Annotated in this window: 26 protein-coding genes; 23 read left to right on the top strand and 3 right to left on the bottom strand. The window is 55.5% G+C overall.

Annotated elements, in window-relative coordinates; translation table 11 throughout:
- Positions 1 to 278: 278 nt before the first annotated feature.
- From rplB to ALP8811_RS12205, 7 genes are all read left to right on the top strand, one after another.
- A complete protein-coding gene (gene rplB, locus ALP8811_RS12235; RefSeq protein ID WP_108857557.1) occupies positions 279 to 1,121 on the top strand; it encodes a 50S ribosomal protein L2 in 843 nt (280 codons plus the stop codon).
- A gap of 3 nt (positions 1,122 to 1,124) precedes the next feature.
- The gene (rpsS, locus tag ALP8811_RS12230) at positions 1,125 to 1,403 is read left to right on the top strand and encodes a 30S ribosomal protein S19 (protein ID WP_108857556.1); all 279 of its coding nucleotides are present in this window, start codon (positions 1,125 to 1,127) and stop codon (positions 1,401 to 1,403) included.
- 3 nt (positions 1,404 to 1,406) lie between these two features.
- Positions 1,407 to 1,787, top strand: a complete 381-nt coding sequence (gene rplV / locus ALP8811_RS12225; RefSeq protein ID WP_108857555.1) for a 50S ribosomal protein L22 — start codon at positions 1,407 to 1,409, stop codon at positions 1,785 to 1,787.
- Entirely contained in the window at positions 1,787 to 2,494 is a 708-nt protein-coding gene (rpsC, locus tag ALP8811_RS12220) for a 30S ribosomal protein S3 (protein ID WP_108857554.1), read from the top strand. The genes rplV and rpsC overlap by 1 nt, the downstream gene beginning before the upstream one ends.
- 13 nt (positions 2,495 to 2,507) lie before the next feature.
- Positions 2,508 to 2,921 carry a 50S ribosomal protein L16 gene (gene rplP, locus ALP8811_RS12215; RefSeq protein ID WP_108857553.1) on the top strand — a complete coding sequence of 138 codons (414 nt, stop codon included), beginning with the start codon at positions 2,508 to 2,510 and terminating at the stop codon, positions 2,919 to 2,921.
- 130 nt (positions 2,922 to 3,051) lie between these two features.
- Positions 3,052 to 3,465: a hypothetical protein gene (locus ALP8811_RS12210; protein WP_108857552.1), complete on the top strand. Its 414-nt coding sequence runs from the start codon at positions 3,052 to 3,054 to the stop codon at positions 3,463 to 3,465.
- A gap of 256 nt (positions 3,466 to 3,721) precedes the next feature.
- On the top strand, positions 3,722 to 4,066 hold the full coding sequence (locus ALP8811_RS12205) for a RidA family protein (RefSeq protein ID WP_108857551.1): 345 nt from the start codon (positions 3,722 to 3,724) through the stop codon (positions 4,064 to 4,066).
- A 175-nt stretch (positions 4,067 to 4,241) separates the two neighbouring features.
- Here the strand turns inward: ALP8811_RS12205 and ALP8811_RS12200 are convergent, their stop codons facing one another.
- From ALP8811_RS12200 to ALP8811_RS12190, 3 genes are all read right to left on the bottom strand, one after another.
- On the bottom strand, positions 4,242 to 4,823 hold the full coding sequence (locus tag ALP8811_RS12200; RefSeq protein ID WP_108857550.1) for a hemerythrin domain-containing protein: 582 nt from the start codon (positions 4,821 to 4,823) through the stop codon (positions 4,242 to 4,244).
- A 67-nt stretch (positions 4,824 to 4,890) separates the two neighbouring features.
- Positions 4,891 to 5,229: an excinuclease ABC subunit A gene (locus tag ALP8811_RS12195; RefSeq protein WP_108857549.1), complete on the bottom strand. Its 339-nt coding sequence runs from the start codon at positions 5,227 to 5,229 to the stop codon at positions 4,891 to 4,893.
- Between the two features lie 179 nt (positions 5,230 to 5,408).
- On the bottom strand, positions 5,409 to 6,032 hold the full coding sequence (locus ALP8811_RS12190) for a TIGR02466 family protein (protein WP_108857548.1): 624 nt from the start codon (positions 6,030 to 6,032) through the stop codon (positions 5,409 to 5,411).
- A 286-nt stretch (positions 6,033 to 6,318) separates the two neighbouring features.
- On the opposite strand from ALP8811_RS12190, the gene rpmC reads away from it, so the two are divergent.
- The 16 genes from rpmC (at position 6,319) to ALP8811_RS12115 (ending at position 15,348) form a co-directional block, all read left to right on the top strand.
- The gene (gene rpmC, locus ALP8811_RS12185; RefSeq protein WP_108857547.1) at positions 6,319 to 6,519 is read left to right on the top strand and encodes a 50S ribosomal protein L29; all 201 of its coding nucleotides are present in this window, start codon (positions 6,319 to 6,321) and stop codon (positions 6,517 to 6,519) included.
- Positions 6,520 to 6,533: 14 nt separating this feature from the next.
- On the top strand, positions 6,534 to 6,764 hold the full coding sequence (rpsQ, locus tag ALP8811_RS12180) for a 30S ribosomal protein S17 (protein WP_108857546.1): 231 nt from the start codon (positions 6,534 to 6,536) through the stop codon (positions 6,762 to 6,764).
- Positions 6,765 to 6,852: 88 nt separating this feature from the next.
- A complete protein-coding gene (rplN, locus tag ALP8811_RS12175; protein WP_007118848.1) occupies positions 6,853 to 7,221 on the top strand; it encodes a 50S ribosomal protein L14 in 369 nt (122 codons plus the stop codon).
- A 1-nt stretch (position 7,222) separates the two neighbouring features.
- Entirely contained in the window at positions 7,223 to 7,528 is a 306-nt protein-coding gene (gene rplX / locus ALP8811_RS12170; protein ID WP_108857545.1) for a 50S ribosomal protein L24, read from the top strand.
- Positions 7,528 to 8,091, top strand: a complete 564-nt coding sequence (gene rplE, locus ALP8811_RS12165; protein ID WP_108857544.1) for a 50S ribosomal protein L5 — start codon at positions 7,528 to 7,530, stop codon at positions 8,089 to 8,091. Before rplX ends, rplE begins: the two co-directional genes overlap by 1 nt.
- Positions 8,092 to 8,110: 19 nt before the next feature.
- Positions 8,111 to 8,416, top strand: coding sequence for a 30S ribosomal protein S14 (rpsN, locus tag ALP8811_RS12160; protein WP_108857543.1), 306 nt, complete (start codon positions 8,111 to 8,113; stop codon positions 8,414 to 8,416).
- A gap of 12 nt (positions 8,417 to 8,428) precedes the next feature.
- Positions 8,429 to 8,821, top strand: a complete 393-nt coding sequence (gene rpsH / locus ALP8811_RS12155) for a 30S ribosomal protein S8 (protein WP_108857542.1) — start codon at positions 8,429 to 8,431, stop codon at positions 8,819 to 8,821.
- Positions 8,822 to 8,833: 12 nt separating this feature from the next.
- Positions 8,834 to 9,367: a 50S ribosomal protein L6 gene (gene rplF / locus ALP8811_RS12150; protein WP_108857541.1), complete on the top strand. Its 534-nt coding sequence runs from the start codon at positions 8,834 to 8,836 to the stop codon at positions 9,365 to 9,367.
- 12 nt (positions 9,368 to 9,379) lie between these two features.
- Positions 9,380 to 9,739: a 50S ribosomal protein L18 gene (gene rplR, locus ALP8811_RS12145; protein WP_108857540.1), complete on the top strand. Its 360-nt coding sequence runs from the start codon at positions 9,380 to 9,382 to the stop codon at positions 9,737 to 9,739.
- Positions 9,740 to 9,869: 130 nt separating this feature from the next.
- The gene (gene rpsE, locus ALP8811_RS12140) at positions 9,870 to 10,433 is read left to right on the top strand and encodes a 30S ribosomal protein S5 (RefSeq protein WP_108857539.1); all 564 of its coding nucleotides are present in this window, start codon (positions 9,870 to 9,872) and stop codon (positions 10,431 to 10,433) included.
- Between the two features lie 13 nt (positions 10,434 to 10,446).
- Positions 10,447 to 10,635 (top strand): 50S ribosomal protein L30, encoded by a 189-nt coding sequence (gene rpmD, locus ALP8811_RS12135; RefSeq protein ID WP_108857538.1) that lies wholly within the window; start codon positions 10,447 to 10,449, stop codon positions 10,633 to 10,635.
- A 90-nt stretch (positions 10,636 to 10,725) separates the two neighbouring features.
- On the top strand, positions 10,726 to 11,277 hold the full coding sequence (locus ALP8811_RS12130; protein WP_108857537.1) for a hypothetical protein: 552 nt from the start codon (positions 10,726 to 10,728) through the stop codon (positions 11,275 to 11,277).
- Positions 11,278 to 11,407: 130 nt separating this feature from the next.
- The gene (locus tag ALP8811_RS16385) at positions 11,408 to 11,554 is read left to right on the top strand and encodes a hypothetical protein (protein WP_181363766.1); all 147 of its coding nucleotides are present in this window, start codon (positions 11,408 to 11,410) and stop codon (positions 11,552 to 11,554) included.
- A gap of 200 nt (positions 11,555 to 11,754) precedes the next feature.
- Positions 11,755 to 12,771 (top strand): glycosyltransferase family 2 protein, encoded by a 1,017-nt coding sequence (locus ALP8811_RS12125; protein ID WP_181363765.1) that lies wholly within the window; start codon positions 11,755 to 11,757, stop codon positions 12,769 to 12,771.
- Entirely contained in the window at positions 12,761 to 13,489 is a 729-nt protein-coding gene (locus ALP8811_RS12120; RefSeq protein WP_108857535.1) for a class I SAM-dependent methyltransferase, read from the top strand. The genes ALP8811_RS12125 and ALP8811_RS12120 overlap by 11 nt, the downstream gene beginning before the upstream one ends.
- 2 nt (positions 13,490 to 13,491) lie before the next feature.
- Positions 13,492 to 15,348, top strand: coding sequence for a GtrA family protein (locus ALP8811_RS12115; RefSeq protein ID WP_108857534.1), 1,857 nt, complete (start codon positions 13,492 to 13,494; stop codon positions 15,346 to 15,348).
- Positions 15,349 to 15,738: the final 390 nt, after the last annotated feature.

Here is a 15,738-nt window from a genome sequence, read left to right as displayed (position 1 = left end):
AGGTTTGCATAACGTGAGGTTTATGGGCAAGAGGGGGCTGTGGCGGCGTTGTCCTGCTCTGTCGAGGGCGTGGCGCAAAGCCTTGCGAGATTGGGCGATTGGCGCGAAATGAATCCGCCTCGCCCCTTGCCAGCCCCCCCCAACCCTGATAGATCGCGCAAGTCGTGTGGCCTCGGATTCGTTCCGGGGCCTGTGACATTTTGAACTTGGGGACCTTCGGGGCCCTATAACATCCGGGCAATCCATTTGCCCGCACATGCAAACGGAAGACAGTAAACATGGCACTTAAGTCGTACAAACCGACGACGCCAGGCCAGCGTGGGCTGGTTCTGATCGACCGTTCGGAGCTGTGGAAAGGACGTCCTGTCAAAGCCTTGACTGAGGGTTTGACAAAATCGGGCGGCCGGAACAACACCGGACGGATCACGTCGCGCCGCCGAGGTGGTGGTGCGAAGCGTCTCTATCGTATCGTTGACTTCAAACGTAACAAATTTGACGTCGCAGCCACGGTTGAACGGATCGAATATGACCCCAACCGTACCGCCTTCATCGCCCTCGTAAAATACGAAGACGGCGAGCAGGCGTACATCCTGGCACCGCAGCGTCTGGCTGTTGGTGACACCATCGTCGCATCGGCCAAGGCCGACGTGAAGCCGGGCAACGCTATGCCGTTCTCGGGCATGCCGATCGGTACCATCATTCACAACATCGAACTGAAACCAGGCAAGGGCGGCCAGATCGCTCGTGCAGCTGGTACTTATGCTCAGTTCGTTGGTCGTGACGGTGGCTACGCTCAGATCCGCTTGTCGTCGGGCGAACTGCGCATGGTACGTCAGGAATGCATGGCCACCGTTGGTGCCGTGTCGAACCCTGACAACTCGAACCAGAACTTCGGTAAAGCCGGTCGTATGCGCCACAAAGGCATCCGTCCCAGCGTCCGTGGTGTTGTTATGAACCCGGTCGATCACCCGCACGGTGGTGGTGAGGGTCGTACCTCTGGTGGTCGTCACCCGGTTACCCCGTGGGGCAAGCCGACCAAAGGTGCACGTACCCGCAACAAGAACAAGGCGTCGTCGAAGCTGATCATCCGCTCGCGTCACGCCAAGAAGAAGGGCCGCTAAGATATGGCACGTTCTGTATGGAAAGGCCCTTTTGTTGACGCTTACGTCCTCAAGAAGGCTGAAAAGACCCGCGAGTCGGGTAAAAACGAGGTCATCAAGATTTGGTCGCGTCGTTCGACCATTCTGCCCCAGTTCGTGGGTTTGACCTTTGGCGTCTATAACGGCCAGAAGCACGTTCCCGTGCTGGTGACCGAAGACATGATCGGCCAGAAGTTCGGTGAATACTCGCCGACCCGTACCTACTACGGTCACGCCGCTGACAAAAAAGCGAAGAGGAAGTAAGCCATGGGTAAGGATAAAAATCCCCGCCGCGTGGCCGAGAACGAAGCAATGGCGAAAACTCGCATGCTTCGTACGTCCCCGCAGAAACTGAACCTGGTCGCGCAAATGATCCGTGGCAAGAAAGTTGATCGTGCTCTGACCGATCTGACTTTCTCGAACAAGCGGATCGCTCAGGACGTGAAGAAATGCCTTCAGTCCGCGATTGCGAACGCCGAAAACAACCACAACCTGGACATCGATGAACTGATCGTTGCCGAGGCCTATGTGGGTAAAAACCTGACCATGAAACGCGGTCGTCCGCGCGCCCGTGGTCGTTTCGGCAAGATCATGAAGCCGTTCTCGGAACTCACCATCAAGGTGCGTCAAATTGAGGAGCAAGCCTAATGGGTCATAAGGTAAATCCGATCGGCATGCGTCTTCAGGTCAACCGCACCTGGGATAGCCGCTGGTACGCAGACACGAAAGACTACGGTGATCTTCTTCTGGAAGACCTGAAGATTCGTGACTTCATCAAGACCGAATGCAAGCAGGCTGGTATCAGCCGTGTGATCATCGAACGTCCGCACAAAAAGTGCCGCGTTACGATCCACACTGCTCGTCCCGGTGTGATCATTGGCAAGAAAGGCGCAGACATCGAAACCCTGCGCAAGAAAATCGCCAACATCACCGACTCGGAACTGCACCTGAACATCGTCGAAGTTCGTAAGCCCGAACTGGACGCTGCCCTGGTTGCAGAATCGATCGCTCAGCAGCTGGAACGTCGTGTGTCCTTCCGTCGTGCCATGAAGCGCGGCGTGCAGAACGCAATGCGTATGGGTGCCCTGGGCATTCGTATCAACGTTGCTGGCCGTCTTGGCGGTGCTGAAATCGCGCGTACCGAATGGTACCGCGAAGGTCGTGTGCCGCTGCACACCCTGCGCGCTGACATCGACTATGCACATGCAGAAGCTATGACGCCTTACGGCATCATCGGAATCAAAACCTGGATCTTCAAAGGCGAAATCATGGAGCACGATCCTGCTGCTCGTGATCGTCGTCAAGCTGAGCTCCAGGAAGGTCCCGCGCCCCGTGGCGCCGGCGGCCGTCGCTAAGGAGATATGATCAATGCTTCAGCCTAAGCGTACAAAATTCCGCAAGATGCACAAAGGCCGGATCAAAGGTGAGGCCAAAGGTGGCTCTGACCTGAACTTCGGTTCCTACGGACTGAAAGCTCTCGAGCCTGAGCGTGTAACTGCACGTCAGATCGAAGCCGCACGTCGTGCCATGACGCGTCACATGAAACGTCAGGGTCGTGTATGGATCCGCATCTTCCCGGACACCCCGGTAACCGCCAAGCCCATCGAAGTTCGTATGGGTAAAGGTAAAGGTTCCGTGGACCGTTGGACCTGCAAAGTTAAGCCGGGCCGCGTAATGTTCGAGATCGACGGCGTCAACGACGACGTTGCTCGCGAAGCTCTGCGCCTTGCTGCCATGAAACTGCCGATCAAATCGCGCGTCGTGGTTCGTGAGGACTGGTAATTTTCGCTAACGCGAAATTGCTAGTGCAAAGAATAAAAGCCCCCGTCGAGAAATCGGCGGGGGTTTTTCTATTTGCGCCCAAGCAGCGCGCATAGCAGAGTTTCGAGAAATGAAGGAGTTCTAAGGAACGATGTTTCGAGGACTGATCAAAGTCGTGGAACAAGCCGAGAGCAATCGTTTTGTGAAATGGATTGCTCTCGGGTTCTTAGCGCTGGGGGTTGTCGCTCTATCCGTTTTTGGCCAGCTTTGGGATTTGCTTGTTCCGATAACTATATTTGGGTTGGCGATGTTTGGTGCGGCAATGGGTAAGTTCATTGGATCTTTTAGTGCGAGATTATTCACGCCTGAAGACAAGGAAAACGCCCTAAAGCTAGAGGTGGCGTTTTCCCTCTTATTCTTCGTTCTGTTGCCCGGGATTGGAATGCACATTTGGCATTTGTATTTTGTGACCATTGTCCCATATGCCTCTCTACCTCAGATCTTTGGTGCGGCGAATTTGGCGTCTTTGTCTGGGTATGTGCTCAGTAAACGTACTGTTGAATAGCATGGGCCCCGATCGAGCCAAGCCCGACCCTCCCCATGGGAAGGCGTTCAGCGACGAATTAAAGTGCAGAAGCGTTTGCGAAGGGGCGAGGGCGCGTAGGGAATTACCAGATCGATACGGCCCGCTAGCGTCGGGCGTGGTCCTCACCTCGCCTTTTCAGGGGCTTTCTGCCGGCCCCTCTATTTCCTGATTGAACTTTGCCTCAAAACCGCTGATTGCAAGGGGGAACACATGTTTGCGAACGGAAGGACAGGGCATGATTGAACGTATTGAAACCGGGGTGCGCTCCTCGAAGATCGTGAAGTACAAGGGCATCGCCTATATCACTGGCCAAGTGGGCGAGGGGGAGACCATTCAAGAGCAGACTGCCGAATGTCTAAGTCGTCTGGATGCCTTGCTGGAGAAGGCCGGATCGTCGCGTGAACACATGCTGCGCGCCACCATTTGGCTGGCGGATATGAGCGATTTTGCAGGGCTGAACGAGGTCTGGAACGCGTGGGTTCCCGAGGGCCACGCGCCCGCACGAGCCTGCGGTGAAGCCAAGCTGGCCCGGCCCGAGCTGAAAGTCGAAATCATCGTGGACGCCGCTTACGAAGAGTAATCGCCAGTTTGGAAGACCAAGCTACAGGGCAGCCGGCATTCGTCGTCTGCCCTGTTCGTTTTTAAGGCGATGGGAACCACGGGAACTTGGTCAATGCAGCGGTTTGCCTTCTTGCCATGCTGTGATCGAGGTCGCCCCAATCTACGCCCTGATAATCTTGCGCCGTACGGGAAATCTAAACGCCTACCTTAAATACCCCAATCGCCTCTTCGAGCTGGGTCTCTTCATAGCCGAAATGCGAATGCACCACGGTTTCCAGCTGACGAAACACCGCGCGGGCGGCGTTGAACTTCTGGGCGTCTACCTCGAACATCAGCGCCATCGCGGCGCGTTCCAGACGGACCAGCAGTTCGTGCACGACCTTATGTTCCTCGACCAACCGTGCAACCACGGCACGTAGGGCGTCGTTTCCCTTGGTCGCAAGCTCGGGGAACAGCATGTATTCCTCGGCATCGTGATGCATGTTCAACACCTTGCATTCCCGCCCGCAGAGCGAGCCGAATTGCCGGACGTTCTGTGCGAACTCGGCATTGGTCAGAGCTTCTGACAGGTCCTTGCCTGAAGCCTCGCCTGCTTCGATCTGGTCCAAGACGATTCCGATCCGGCCTACATCGTTTAGATGCATCCGGTGGATCGCCGCCAACCGTCGCCCCGTGCGTCGATCCACATCCGTCGCCTCGGGCATTGCGGGCATGGTCGGGCGGGTGCCGTAGTCGACGGTCAGCTCGGTCAGTGGTGTGTTGCTGAGTGTGCTCATGATGTCCTCGGTCGCGGCGCAATGCGAAGCAGATAGGCACCGGACCGAAGATTGCAATGATAGTGGTCTAGCGCAGCAGCGCGTCCATCAGGCCGATCACTTCCAGAATTCGGAACGTGGTCGGGTCCGCGCGATAGATCATCTCGCCGACGCGATAATAGCTATAGCGGGGATCAAGCTGATATCGGTCGTAATCCGTGAAGGGGAGATAGTCATAGTCATGAACGTAATCCCCCTCTTTCGGTTTCGCCAAACCTGGCGGCACACAAGGCGGGTTCTTCTTTGCCAGTCCGGGCGGGCAGCCGGCTGCGCCGTGCCCCTTTGCTTTTCCGTTGCCGGCCCAAGCGGCACCCACCGTCAGGGGAAGTAGGGCTAGGATCAGGGCTGCCTTAAGTGGTGCTTTCATGGTCGTTCCCATCATGCAGAGTGTGTCGCGTGTTGAGCATGATGCTATCGGCGCCGCCAGTGTTATCCAATATCAACAGGATCCGGCGCGGCATCTTGCCGATTTCCGAGGGCCCAAAGCAAAACCGCGCCGAGTGGGCGCGGTTTGATGGGATTTTCGAGTGGTGAGGGCGCGGACCGTCACTCACCCCATTTATAGTTAAAGCTCACCGACAGGCGCTCTTCCTCGCCGGTGTTCTGCATCACCTCGTGACGCAACCAGCTTTCCCAAAGCAGGACGTCGCCCTCGGCCGGACGTTTGGTGATGAAGCTTTGCAGTTCTTCACGGGCGTTCTTGCGGCGGGGCGGGGCAGCCATCATGCGGGCGTGGCGCGGGTCTTCATAGCGCAACGCACCTGCACCTTCGGGCAGGGCCAGATAGGTGGTGCCGGAAATGACCGAATGCGGGTGGATATGCGCCGAGTGATAGCCACCGGGAGGCAGGATGTTGATCCAGATGTCCTCGAGCACCAGCGCGCGGTCATCCAGATTGAACTCCAGATCCTCGGCAAAGGCGGCGACGTGCTTGTCCAGGCTGTCGACCAGATCTTTGAAGATCGGGAAGCGCCAAGGCAGGTCGGTCAGGGAGGCGTACGAGGTATAGCCGGGATAGCCCTCGGCCTCGCACCATTCCTGCCCCGCCTCGTCATCCTCGGCGATGGAATAGCAGCTGTCATAAAGCTCGTCTTGGCTGACCTTGGGGTCAAACTCGGACAGTTGAGCATGGTAAAGGCGGGTCACGAAGAGGGAAGAGATATTGGCCATGATGGTCACCCAAATTTAAAAGTGGCGCGTAGTGAAGCGATACCCTAACTGAATGAGAGGCTCAAACGTCAATTCGGGGAAACGCTGCGGCTTATTTGCAGCCAGAAAAGAATAGCTGTTATCGGGGTTATTTCCCTTGCCCCCAAGGCCCAGCCACCCTATAGACGCACATCGCGCGGATTCCCGGCAACGGGATTCGTGTGTATTGCATATAACCCACCAGACATAGGGTGACCTGCCGACAAAGACGGGTAGAGCTCTCTGGTGCAAGGAAAGGAAAAGGCGAATGAACGCCAAGGAACTGCGTGATCAGTCTCCTGACCAGCTGCGCGAAAAGCTGGCAGAGCTGAAAAAGGAAAGCTTCAACCTGCGTTTTCAGCAGGCGACAGGTGCCCTCGAAAACACTTCTCAGATGCGTAAAGTACGTCGCGACGCCGCGCGTGTGAAAACCATCCTGAGTGAACAAGCCAAAGCTGCGGCTGAGTAAGAGGAGCCTGAAGAATGCCCAAACGTATCCTGAATGGTGTTGTTACCAGCGCCGCAAACGAGCAAACCGTGACTGTTTCGGTTGAACGCCGCTTCAAGCACCCGCTGCTTCAGAAAACCGTTCGTAAGTCGAAGAAATATCGCGCTCACGACGAACAGAATGCCTACAAGGCTGGCGACAAGGTCCGCATCATCGAATGTGCACCGAAGTCGAAAACGAAACGTTGGGAAGTTCTGGAAGGCTAAGCTCTGCTTACCTTCCCGGACGACTTAACAAGTCGAAACCCTGGGGGTTCCGCCATGCATCGGCGCCCCAAAGGTCGGGAGAAACCACATGATCCAGATGCAAACCAATCTGGATGTAGCTGACAACAGCGGCGCTCGCCGTGTTCAGTGCATCAAGGTTCTGGGTGGTTCCAAGCGTAAATACGCATCCGTTGGCGACATCATTGTCGTCTCGGTTAAGGAAGCCATCCCGCGCGGTCGCGTAAAGAAAGGTGACGTCCGTAAGGCCGTCGTCGTACGTACCGCCAAAGAAGTCCGTCGTGACGACGGCACCGCCATCCGTTTTGACCGCAACGCTGCTGTCATTCTGAACAACAACAACGAGCCCGTTGGCACCCGTATCTTCGGACCGGTTGTTCGCGAACTTCGCGCGAAGAACTTCATGAAGATCATCTCGCTGGCTCCGGAGGTTCTGTAAGATGGCTGCTAAGTTGAAAAAAGGCGACAAGGTTGTCGTTCTTGCTGGCAAAGACAAAGGTAAACAGGGCGAGATTTCGTCGGTTGACCCGAAAGCTGGCAAAGCCATCGTTGATGGCGTGAACATCGCAATCCGCCACACCCGTCAGAGCCAGAACGCACAAGGTGGCCGCATCCCGCAAGCGATGCCGATCCAGCTGTCGAACCTGGCCCTTCTGGACAAGAACGGCAAAGCAACGCGCGTTGGCTTCCGCGAGGAAGACGGCAAGAAAGTGCGTTACGCCAAAACCACTGGGGAGACTGTCTGATGCTGGATACCGCAAACTACACCCCCCGCCTGAAGGCCGCTTACAAGGACAGCATCCGTGCTGCCATGAAAGAGGAATTCGGTTACAAGAACGACATGCAGATCCCGCGTCTGGACAAAATCGTTCTGAACATTGGTTGTGGCGCTGAGGCCGTTAAGGACTCGAAAAAAGCCAAGTCAGCAATCGAAGATCTGACCAAGATCGCCGGCCAGCAGGCCGTTGGTACGAAAGCGCGCAAGTCGCACGCTCCGTTCCGTCTGCGTGAAGGTATGATCATCGGCACGAAGGTGACCCTGCGCGGCGACCGGATGTACGAATTCCTGGACCGCCTGATCACCATCGCGATGCCCCGTATCCGCGACTTCCGCGGCGTATCGGGTGCCTCGTTTGACGGTCGTGGCAACTATGCCACCGGCCTGAAAGAGCACATCGTGTTCCCGGAAATCGACTTTGATAAAGTTGATGAGACCTGGGGCATGGACATCGTGATTGCCACCACCGCTGAAACCGACGCGGAAGCAAAGAGCCTGTTGAAGCATTTCAACATGCCCTTCAACAGCTGATCCGCGGGAAGGAATAGACATGGCTAAAAAAGCAATGATCGAACGCGAGAAGAAGCGCGAGAAGCTGGTGGCGAAGTATGCCGCTAAGCGCGCCGCTCTGAAAGAGATCGCGAATGATGAAAGCAAGACGATGGAAGAGCGCTTCACTGCTCGCCTGAAGCTTGCAAAACTGCCGCGCAACAGCTCGGCCACACGCTTGCACAACCGTTGCCAGCTGACCGGCCGTCCTCACGCTTACTATCGTAAGCTGAAGGTGTCGCGTATCGCGCTGCGGGAACTTGGCTCTGCTGGCCAGATCCCCGGCATGGTGAAATCGAGCTGGTAAGGGAGAGAAGATATGAACGATCCTATCGGCGATATGCTCACCCGTATCCGCAACGCTCACATGCGTGGCAAGTCCACCGTTTCGACCCCCGCGTCGAAACTGCGCGGCTGGGTTCTGGATGTTTTGGCTGACGAAGGCTACATCCGCGGCTACGAAACTGGCACTGACGAGCGTGGCCACGCCACTCTTGAAATCAGCCTCAAATACTTTGACGGCACGCCCGTTATCCGCGAATTGAAGCGGGTATCGAAGCCTGGTCGTCGCGTCTACATGGGTTCGAAAGACATCCCGCAGGTCCGTCAGGGTCTGGGTGTGTCGATCGTTTCGACCCCTAAAGGCGTCATGTCCGATGCAAACGCTCGCAACCAGAATGTTGGTGGCGAAGTGCTTTGCACCGTCTTCTAAGGAGGCCCTCGAATGTCTCGTATTGGTAAAAAACCGGTCGAACTTCCCGCAGGTGTCACCGCGACGCTTTCGGGTCAGACCGTTGAAGTGAAAGGCCCGAAAGGCGTCCTTTCGTTCACCGCCACTGACGATGTCACTATCGCCATTGAAGACAACCAAGTCACTGTCGAGCCGCGCGGCAAGTCCAAGCGCGCCCGTCAGCAGTGGGGCATGAGCCGCACGATGGTTGGCAACTTGGTGACTGGTGTGTCCGAAGGTTACAAGAAAGAGCTGGAAATCAACGGTGTTGGTTATCGTGCTCAGATGCAGGGCAACACCCTGAAGCTGAACCTTGGCTACTCGCACGACGTTGATTTCGTTGCTCCGGAGGGCGTCACTGTGACTGCTCCGAAGCCGACGATCATCATCGTTGAAGGCATTGATCAACAACTCGTCGGCCAGACCGCGGCAAACATCCGCGAATGGCGTAAGCCCGAGCCCTATAAAGGCAAAGGCATCAAGTACAAAGACGAGTATATCTTCCGCAAGGAAGGTAAGAAGAAGTAAAGGACCAGACAGATGGCAAACAGCAAACGGACCCTGTTCCTCAAGCGCCGCCTGCGCGTCCGGAACAAACTTCGCAAGCACAATGTCGGCAAGCTGCGCCTTTCGGTGCACCGCTCGTCGAAAAACATCAGTGTTCAGATCATCGACGACGTTCAAGGGACCACCCTTGCTTCGGCTTCGACGCTGGAAAAAGCACTTGGTGTTGTTGGCAAGAACAACGTGGACGCCGCTTCCAAAGTGGGCACCGCGATTGCCGAGCGCGCGAAAAAGGCTGGGATCGAAGAATGTTACTTCGATCGTGGCGGCTTCCTGTTCCACGGTAAAGTGAAGGCCTTGGCCGACGCTGCCCGTGAAGGTGGCCTGAAGTTCTAAGAACTTTGAGAGGGGCAACGGTTTTCCGTTGCCCTTCCGATGATCCGGGGACACGCGTTGGCTATTCAGGGCGCGTTCACTGGGATTGAGTTAAACGGCGCAAGACGCCGCCTATGAAAAGGATGTTCTCATGGCAGAACGTGAAAACCGCCGGAACCGCCGCGACCGCGACGAAGCTCCGGAATTTGCAGATCGCCTAGTTGCGATCAACCGCGTGTCGAAAACCACCAAGGGTGGTAAAAACTTCGGCTTCGCAGCTCTGGTCGTTGTTGGCGACCAAAAAGGCCGCGTCGGCTTTGGTAAAGGTAAAGCGAAAGAAGTGCCTGAGGCCATTCGCAAAGCCACCGAGCAAGCCAAGCGCCAGATGATCCGCGTACCTCTGAAAGAGGGCCGCACCCTGCACCACGACGCCGAAGGTCGTCACGGTGCTGGTAAAGTGATCATGCGTACCGCTCCGGAAGGTACCGGGATCATCGCCGGTGGTCCGATGCGTGCCGTATTCGAGATGCTGGGCATCAAGGACGTTGTGTCGAAGTCGATCGGCTCGCAGAACCCCTATAACATGATCCGCGCCACCATCGACGGTCTGAAGAAAGAATCCAGCCCCCGCCAGGTCGCTCAGCGTCGTGGCAAAAAGGTTGCAGAAATTCTGGGCGCAAAGTCGGACGCTCCGGCTGAAGCCGCAGACGCGTAAGGAGATCTGACCAATGGCTAAAACCATCGTTGTAAAGCAGGTCGGCTCGCCGATCCGTCGCCCCCAAGACCAGCGCGCTACGCTGATCGGCCTGGGCCTGAACAAGATGCACAAAACCCGCGAGCTGGAAGACACCCCGGCCGTGCGTGGCATGATCTCGAAGATCTCGCACATGGTTGAGATCATCGAAGAGAAAGGCTGAGCTTCGGCTTAGACCACATCTTGAAGAATTAGAGCACCCCGGTCAGAAAAGGCCGGGGTGTTTTTTTAAGTCAGAGATTGAGGCGAATCCATGAAACTGGTTTACGCAATATTGGGTGGAGTAACACTTTATCTGATACTTCTTGTCATACTTGCGCGAACTGTTGATGATGTGGACTGGGTAGCGGATACCTTGAACCGCATCGACAAGCCGCATATTGCCTTTGTAAAAGGTGATTCAATAAGCTTTGGCGATTTGGAGATCAACGGAGCGATCCTTGATAGTAAGAGCCTGTTTTCAGAACACATTCCCTCAGATCCGGAAGATTTTGGTTTTGTAGACGTTTGGGTGTTTCTTCCCAGCTCCTTCGATGAAATCGCAACCAACGATATTGCCCGTGGTTTGGGGATAGATGTTTCAAACGTTTCTAAGAACCGGCCAGGTGCTTTGGTTCATATCGAAAGAGAAAACTACATTGTAAGCTGGTCGTTGGTGCCGATTTGGTTTGAAAGAAAGAGAATTATCCTGACGGATGAGGCATATTTCAATCTATTTAGGCAGGACTGTGCGCGCGAAGTTTTCTACCGAGCGGTGTTGAATAAAACAGATAAGGACTTTGAGGATGCTTGCCGGAAGCTTTAGGGAAGCTGCTTATAGCATTTCAACCCATGCATCCCCTGCAACCCGGACTTTCCGATTCAGCGGTGGTTGTTTGGCCCGCCCGCTCCTATCACGGCGGCAACCAAACATTACCCTGTTAAGGACCGCCAAGATGAACGCTCTGATCGCTCCCGTGACCCCGCTGGCTTCGGCCATTGCTGACCTTTTCGTCGCTGTGCAGAACGCGACCCGTCGTTTCATGAATTCGGAATGCACCCCGACGTGGACCGATTTTATGAAAGACTGCAACAAAGACTAAGCAGCTCTTTCAGACTTCCAGAAAAACCCCCGGCGGCATCTGCCCCGGGGGTTTTTCTTTGCGGATCTGGCACTGATCACACGGGTCCAAGAAATCCGCTATAATGCCTCAATTTAAACATGAACAATGCGTGTGAAAGTCGTAGACTGTTCGCGAACCAATGTTCGAAAAGTTCTTTTGAAGCAGTTGAGGCAGTATTTATGGGGGTAGACACAAACAGCCCCGAAATCGACATTCCACTGGCCCCGATCTCGGATCGCCAGACCATTACCCTGATCATCCCGGTGTACAACGAGATGGACAGCATCCAGCCTTTTCTTGACTGCTGCGACATGGCTTTGGCCGAGCTGAGTGACACCTGTGAGTTCGAATTTCTTTTCATCAATGATGGCAGCGTGGATCGAACAGAGCGGATCATCCGGGCAGCCCGTGAAAAGGATACGCGGATTTCGCTTGTGAACTTGTCGCGCAATTTTGGGAAAGAGGCCGCGCTGTCCGCCGGTCTGTCTCATGCTGCCGGGGATGCGGTGATCCCGATGGATGTGGATCTTCAAGATCCACCCGAGGTCATTCCTCAGATGATTGCAGCATGGCGCGAAGGTGCGAAAGTTGTAAATGCGCAGCGTGCAACGCGAGACGAGGATACATGGCTCAAGCGCACCAGTGCTGGCCTGTTTTATCGACTCTTTAACATTCTGGCCGAGTATCCCATCCCCTCGGGTGTCGGAGATTTCCGCCTTTTGGACCGCGAGGTTGTTCAGGCCATCAATTCACTTGGCGAACGCTCGCGTTTCAACAAAGCCATCTTTAGCTGGGTCGGGTTCGAAACCGCTGAGGTTAGCTATGAACGTCCGGCACGTTTGGCCGGGGAAACGCAGTGGTCTTACTGGAAACTGTGGAAGCTGGCACTGGATGGTATCTTTGCAGCCTCGACCATGCCGCTGCGCGTCTGGACCTATGTCGGGCTGACCATGGCGATGATGTCCTTCCTCTATTCGGCCTTCCTGTTTATTCGGGTGCTGCTTCTGGGGGTGGACACACCGGGTTATGCCTCGACGATCATTTTGATCCTGACTTTTGGCGGTATGAACATGTTCGCTTTGGGAATCATCGGTGAATACGTTGGCCGAATTTATACAGAAGTCCGCCAACGCCCGCTTTATATCGTGCGCTCCTATCTGCACGGCGACGAACAGGAGACCCGTGATGGATCGTGATGTCTATCAGCGCATGAGCGAGCTGGAGGCGAACCACTGGTGGTTTGTTGCCCGCCGCAAAATCATTGGCACGTTGGTCCGTCGCAAAGCTGATCTGCCCTCAGATGCGCGCATTATGGAAGCGGGCTGCGGCAGCGGGGGCAATCTTGCCATGTTGCAAAAGTTTGGCGCGCTTGATGCGTTCGAATATGACGATGTCGCCCGTGAAATGTCGCGCGACCTGTCCGGTCTGGACGTTCAATTTGGCGCGTTGCCAGATGATCTGCCCTTCGCGCCGCGTGACTACCATTTGATTGGCCTGTTTGATGTGCTTGAACATGTGGAACAGGACGAGGCATCTTTGGCCGCACTTGGTGCACGACTGGCGCCCGGCGGTAAGCTTCTTGTGACGGTGCCGGCGTTTCCATTTATGTGGTCGCGCCATGACGAGACGCACCACCATTTCCGTCGCTACACCCGCAAAAGCCTGACCGAAGTCGCATCGCGCGCCGGGTTGCGCGTGACCTATTGCAGCTATTTCAATATGTACCTTTTCCCTGTCGCTGTTGTGGTGCGGGCGTTGAAAAAACTGACGGGGCGCGACACACCTGATGACGACATGCCACCTGCACCAGTTAACGCGGCGATGAAAACCTTGTTTTCGTCCGAACGACATTTCTTGGGGCGCATCTCGTTGCCCTTTGGCCTGTCTTTGGCTGCCGTGATCGAGAAAGCCTGATCATGTTCATGCAGCTCGTGCGCTTCGCGGGGGTAGGGGGGCTGGCAACGCTGGTCCATGTCTGCGTTGCGCTGCTTGCGAACTCTGTATTCGGACTCGAGGGATTGGCTGCCAACTTTGCCGGCTTCATCGCAGCGGTGCTTCTGTCCTATTTTGGGCACGCAAAGATTACATTCCAGGCACAAGCAGACCACACGCAACACATGCCGCGTTTCCTGTTCGTGTCTCTTGTGGGCCTGATGACCAGTTCATCCGTAGTGTGGTTGATTACAGAACGTATGGGGCAGGGCTTTGGTCTTTCGATGGTGCTGGTTGCGATCGCGGTGCCTATGGCGTCGTTCGTAGCCATGAAGTTTTGGGTGTTTGCCCACCATCGGCGCCAGATCCAACCTGACTGGATCTCGATCATTGTCGCCGTAGGGCTTTCGATTGTCTTTTTGCTGATCTATTGGTCGCGCCCGCATCATCACGATGTGGCCTGGTACCTAGTGGCTACGCAGAAAATGCTGGAAGGGGCTGTCCTTTATGTGGATGTGATCGAAATCAATCCTCCCCTGAATTTCTTTCTGACAATTCCTGCAGTCTTGCTGTCAGAGCTTCCCGGCATATCCCTTGCGAATGGCCAGTATCTGTTCGTGGCCTTCTTGAGCGCTGGCAGCCTTCTTTGGTCCGGTCACATTTTGCGTGACGCGGATATTTTGACCCCGAGCCATAGAGCCCTGTTTCTGATCTTGGCAGGAATCGGTGTGACCGCTGCAGCAATCAACAACATCGCTCAACGCGAACATCTTTTGGTCTTGCTCATTCTTCCGTGGCTCGTTGGACAACTATCGAGCAATATTGGCCCGCGCTCCATTGCGCCTGCACTGGTCGCTGCGATCGGGATCTGCCTGAAGCCCCACTTCCTGATCTTCCCGATACTCATGCTGGTCCGTGATATCTGGCGCAACAGGTCCCTGCGCCCAGTGATCTGGCCCGAGTATATGAGCATGCTGGCCATTGGCGTCGGTTACACACTCTTTGTTGCTCTGGTGTATCCGCTTTACCTGTCCGAGATCATTCCGACCGGGCAAGTGGTGTACGGTGTTTATGGAACGGAATTCAGCAATGTGCTCCACTCCATCCGGATTCCTGTGGGCATCGCTTTGGTCATCCTCGTGCCCAATATGATCCGACCCGGTCAGGGCAGCGGAGTTTTTGCGCTGGCAGTTGTGGCTGGATTGATCAGCTATCTCGCTCAGGGCAAGGGCTTCCTTTATCACCTAGTCCCATTGATCAGCTTTATTATCGTTGCGGGGTTCTGGGTCGCGCTGACCAAACAAGCGCTGTGGTCCGCACGGCTTCTGTCTGCAATCGCAGCTAGCTTCACATGTGCCATCGTCTTCAGCTTCCCTTTCTATGACAACAACCTGAAAAATGACGTTGTCGACGTGGCGCGCGATCTAAGGGTAACCGGCCCGATTTTGACCGCATCGCCTGGTTTGGATGCCGGCCCTTCGGCCGCCCTTGATCTGGGGCTGGACTGGGCCAGTCGCTATCCCGCCCAGTGGGTTTATCCGGGGGCGCTCGAGATGCGCTTGAGAACGGACTGCGCAACACAGTTGAAACTTTGCGACACCATCGATGATCTGCTGGCGCGCAACCGCCAGCGAATGATGGATGACCTCTATGCCTACGAGCCCGAACTAATTGCGGTATCACGGTACTCGCTGACTCGCGTGACAAACTTCACGCACTGGATAGAGTTCATGCAACCCCATCCTGAGTTCGGGGCGTTCATGTCTAACTACCAGCTGGCGCGAACGACGAAGCACCATCACTTTTACCTTCGGGCAGGGCGCGACGTCGGGGCTCAATAGCAAGATTCGTGAATCACACTGCCCGCGACTCGCCGATTCACGGGACGAGTCGCGCGATTCCTCTCCGATTCATCAAAATGACACCCTGAGTCTCGTCAATTTGCGGGTCAAACCGCACCTCAGCCCCAATTGAACCCCGTGATTCCTGTTTAAACCGGCGGGATTGCTGTTTGTGTTTATGGTGTAGGAAAGAAATTGGGTGCCTCAAACCCCTTATTTATAAGGGAGTTCGGAGAAAATTCGCTCAATGTGTCATTTTTCTAAAAAAAGCGCTTGCGGGTCGGGTCCAGTAACCTTAGAACCCACTTCACCGGCGGCGCTGAGGCGCACAACGGGACGCCAGACGGCGCGGACGACGGGGTCGAGAGACGCAAGAGACTGCAAAGTTTG

Source organism: Aliiroseovarius pelagivivens, from assembly GCF_900302485.1.
GTDB classification, from domain to species: Bacteria; Pseudomonadota; Alphaproteobacteria; order Rhodobacterales; family Rhodobacteraceae; genus Aliiroseovarius; species Aliiroseovarius pelagivivens.
The sequence above is the reverse complement of the archived record's forward strand: the minus strand, read 5'-3'. Positions and strand labels throughout refer to the sequence as shown.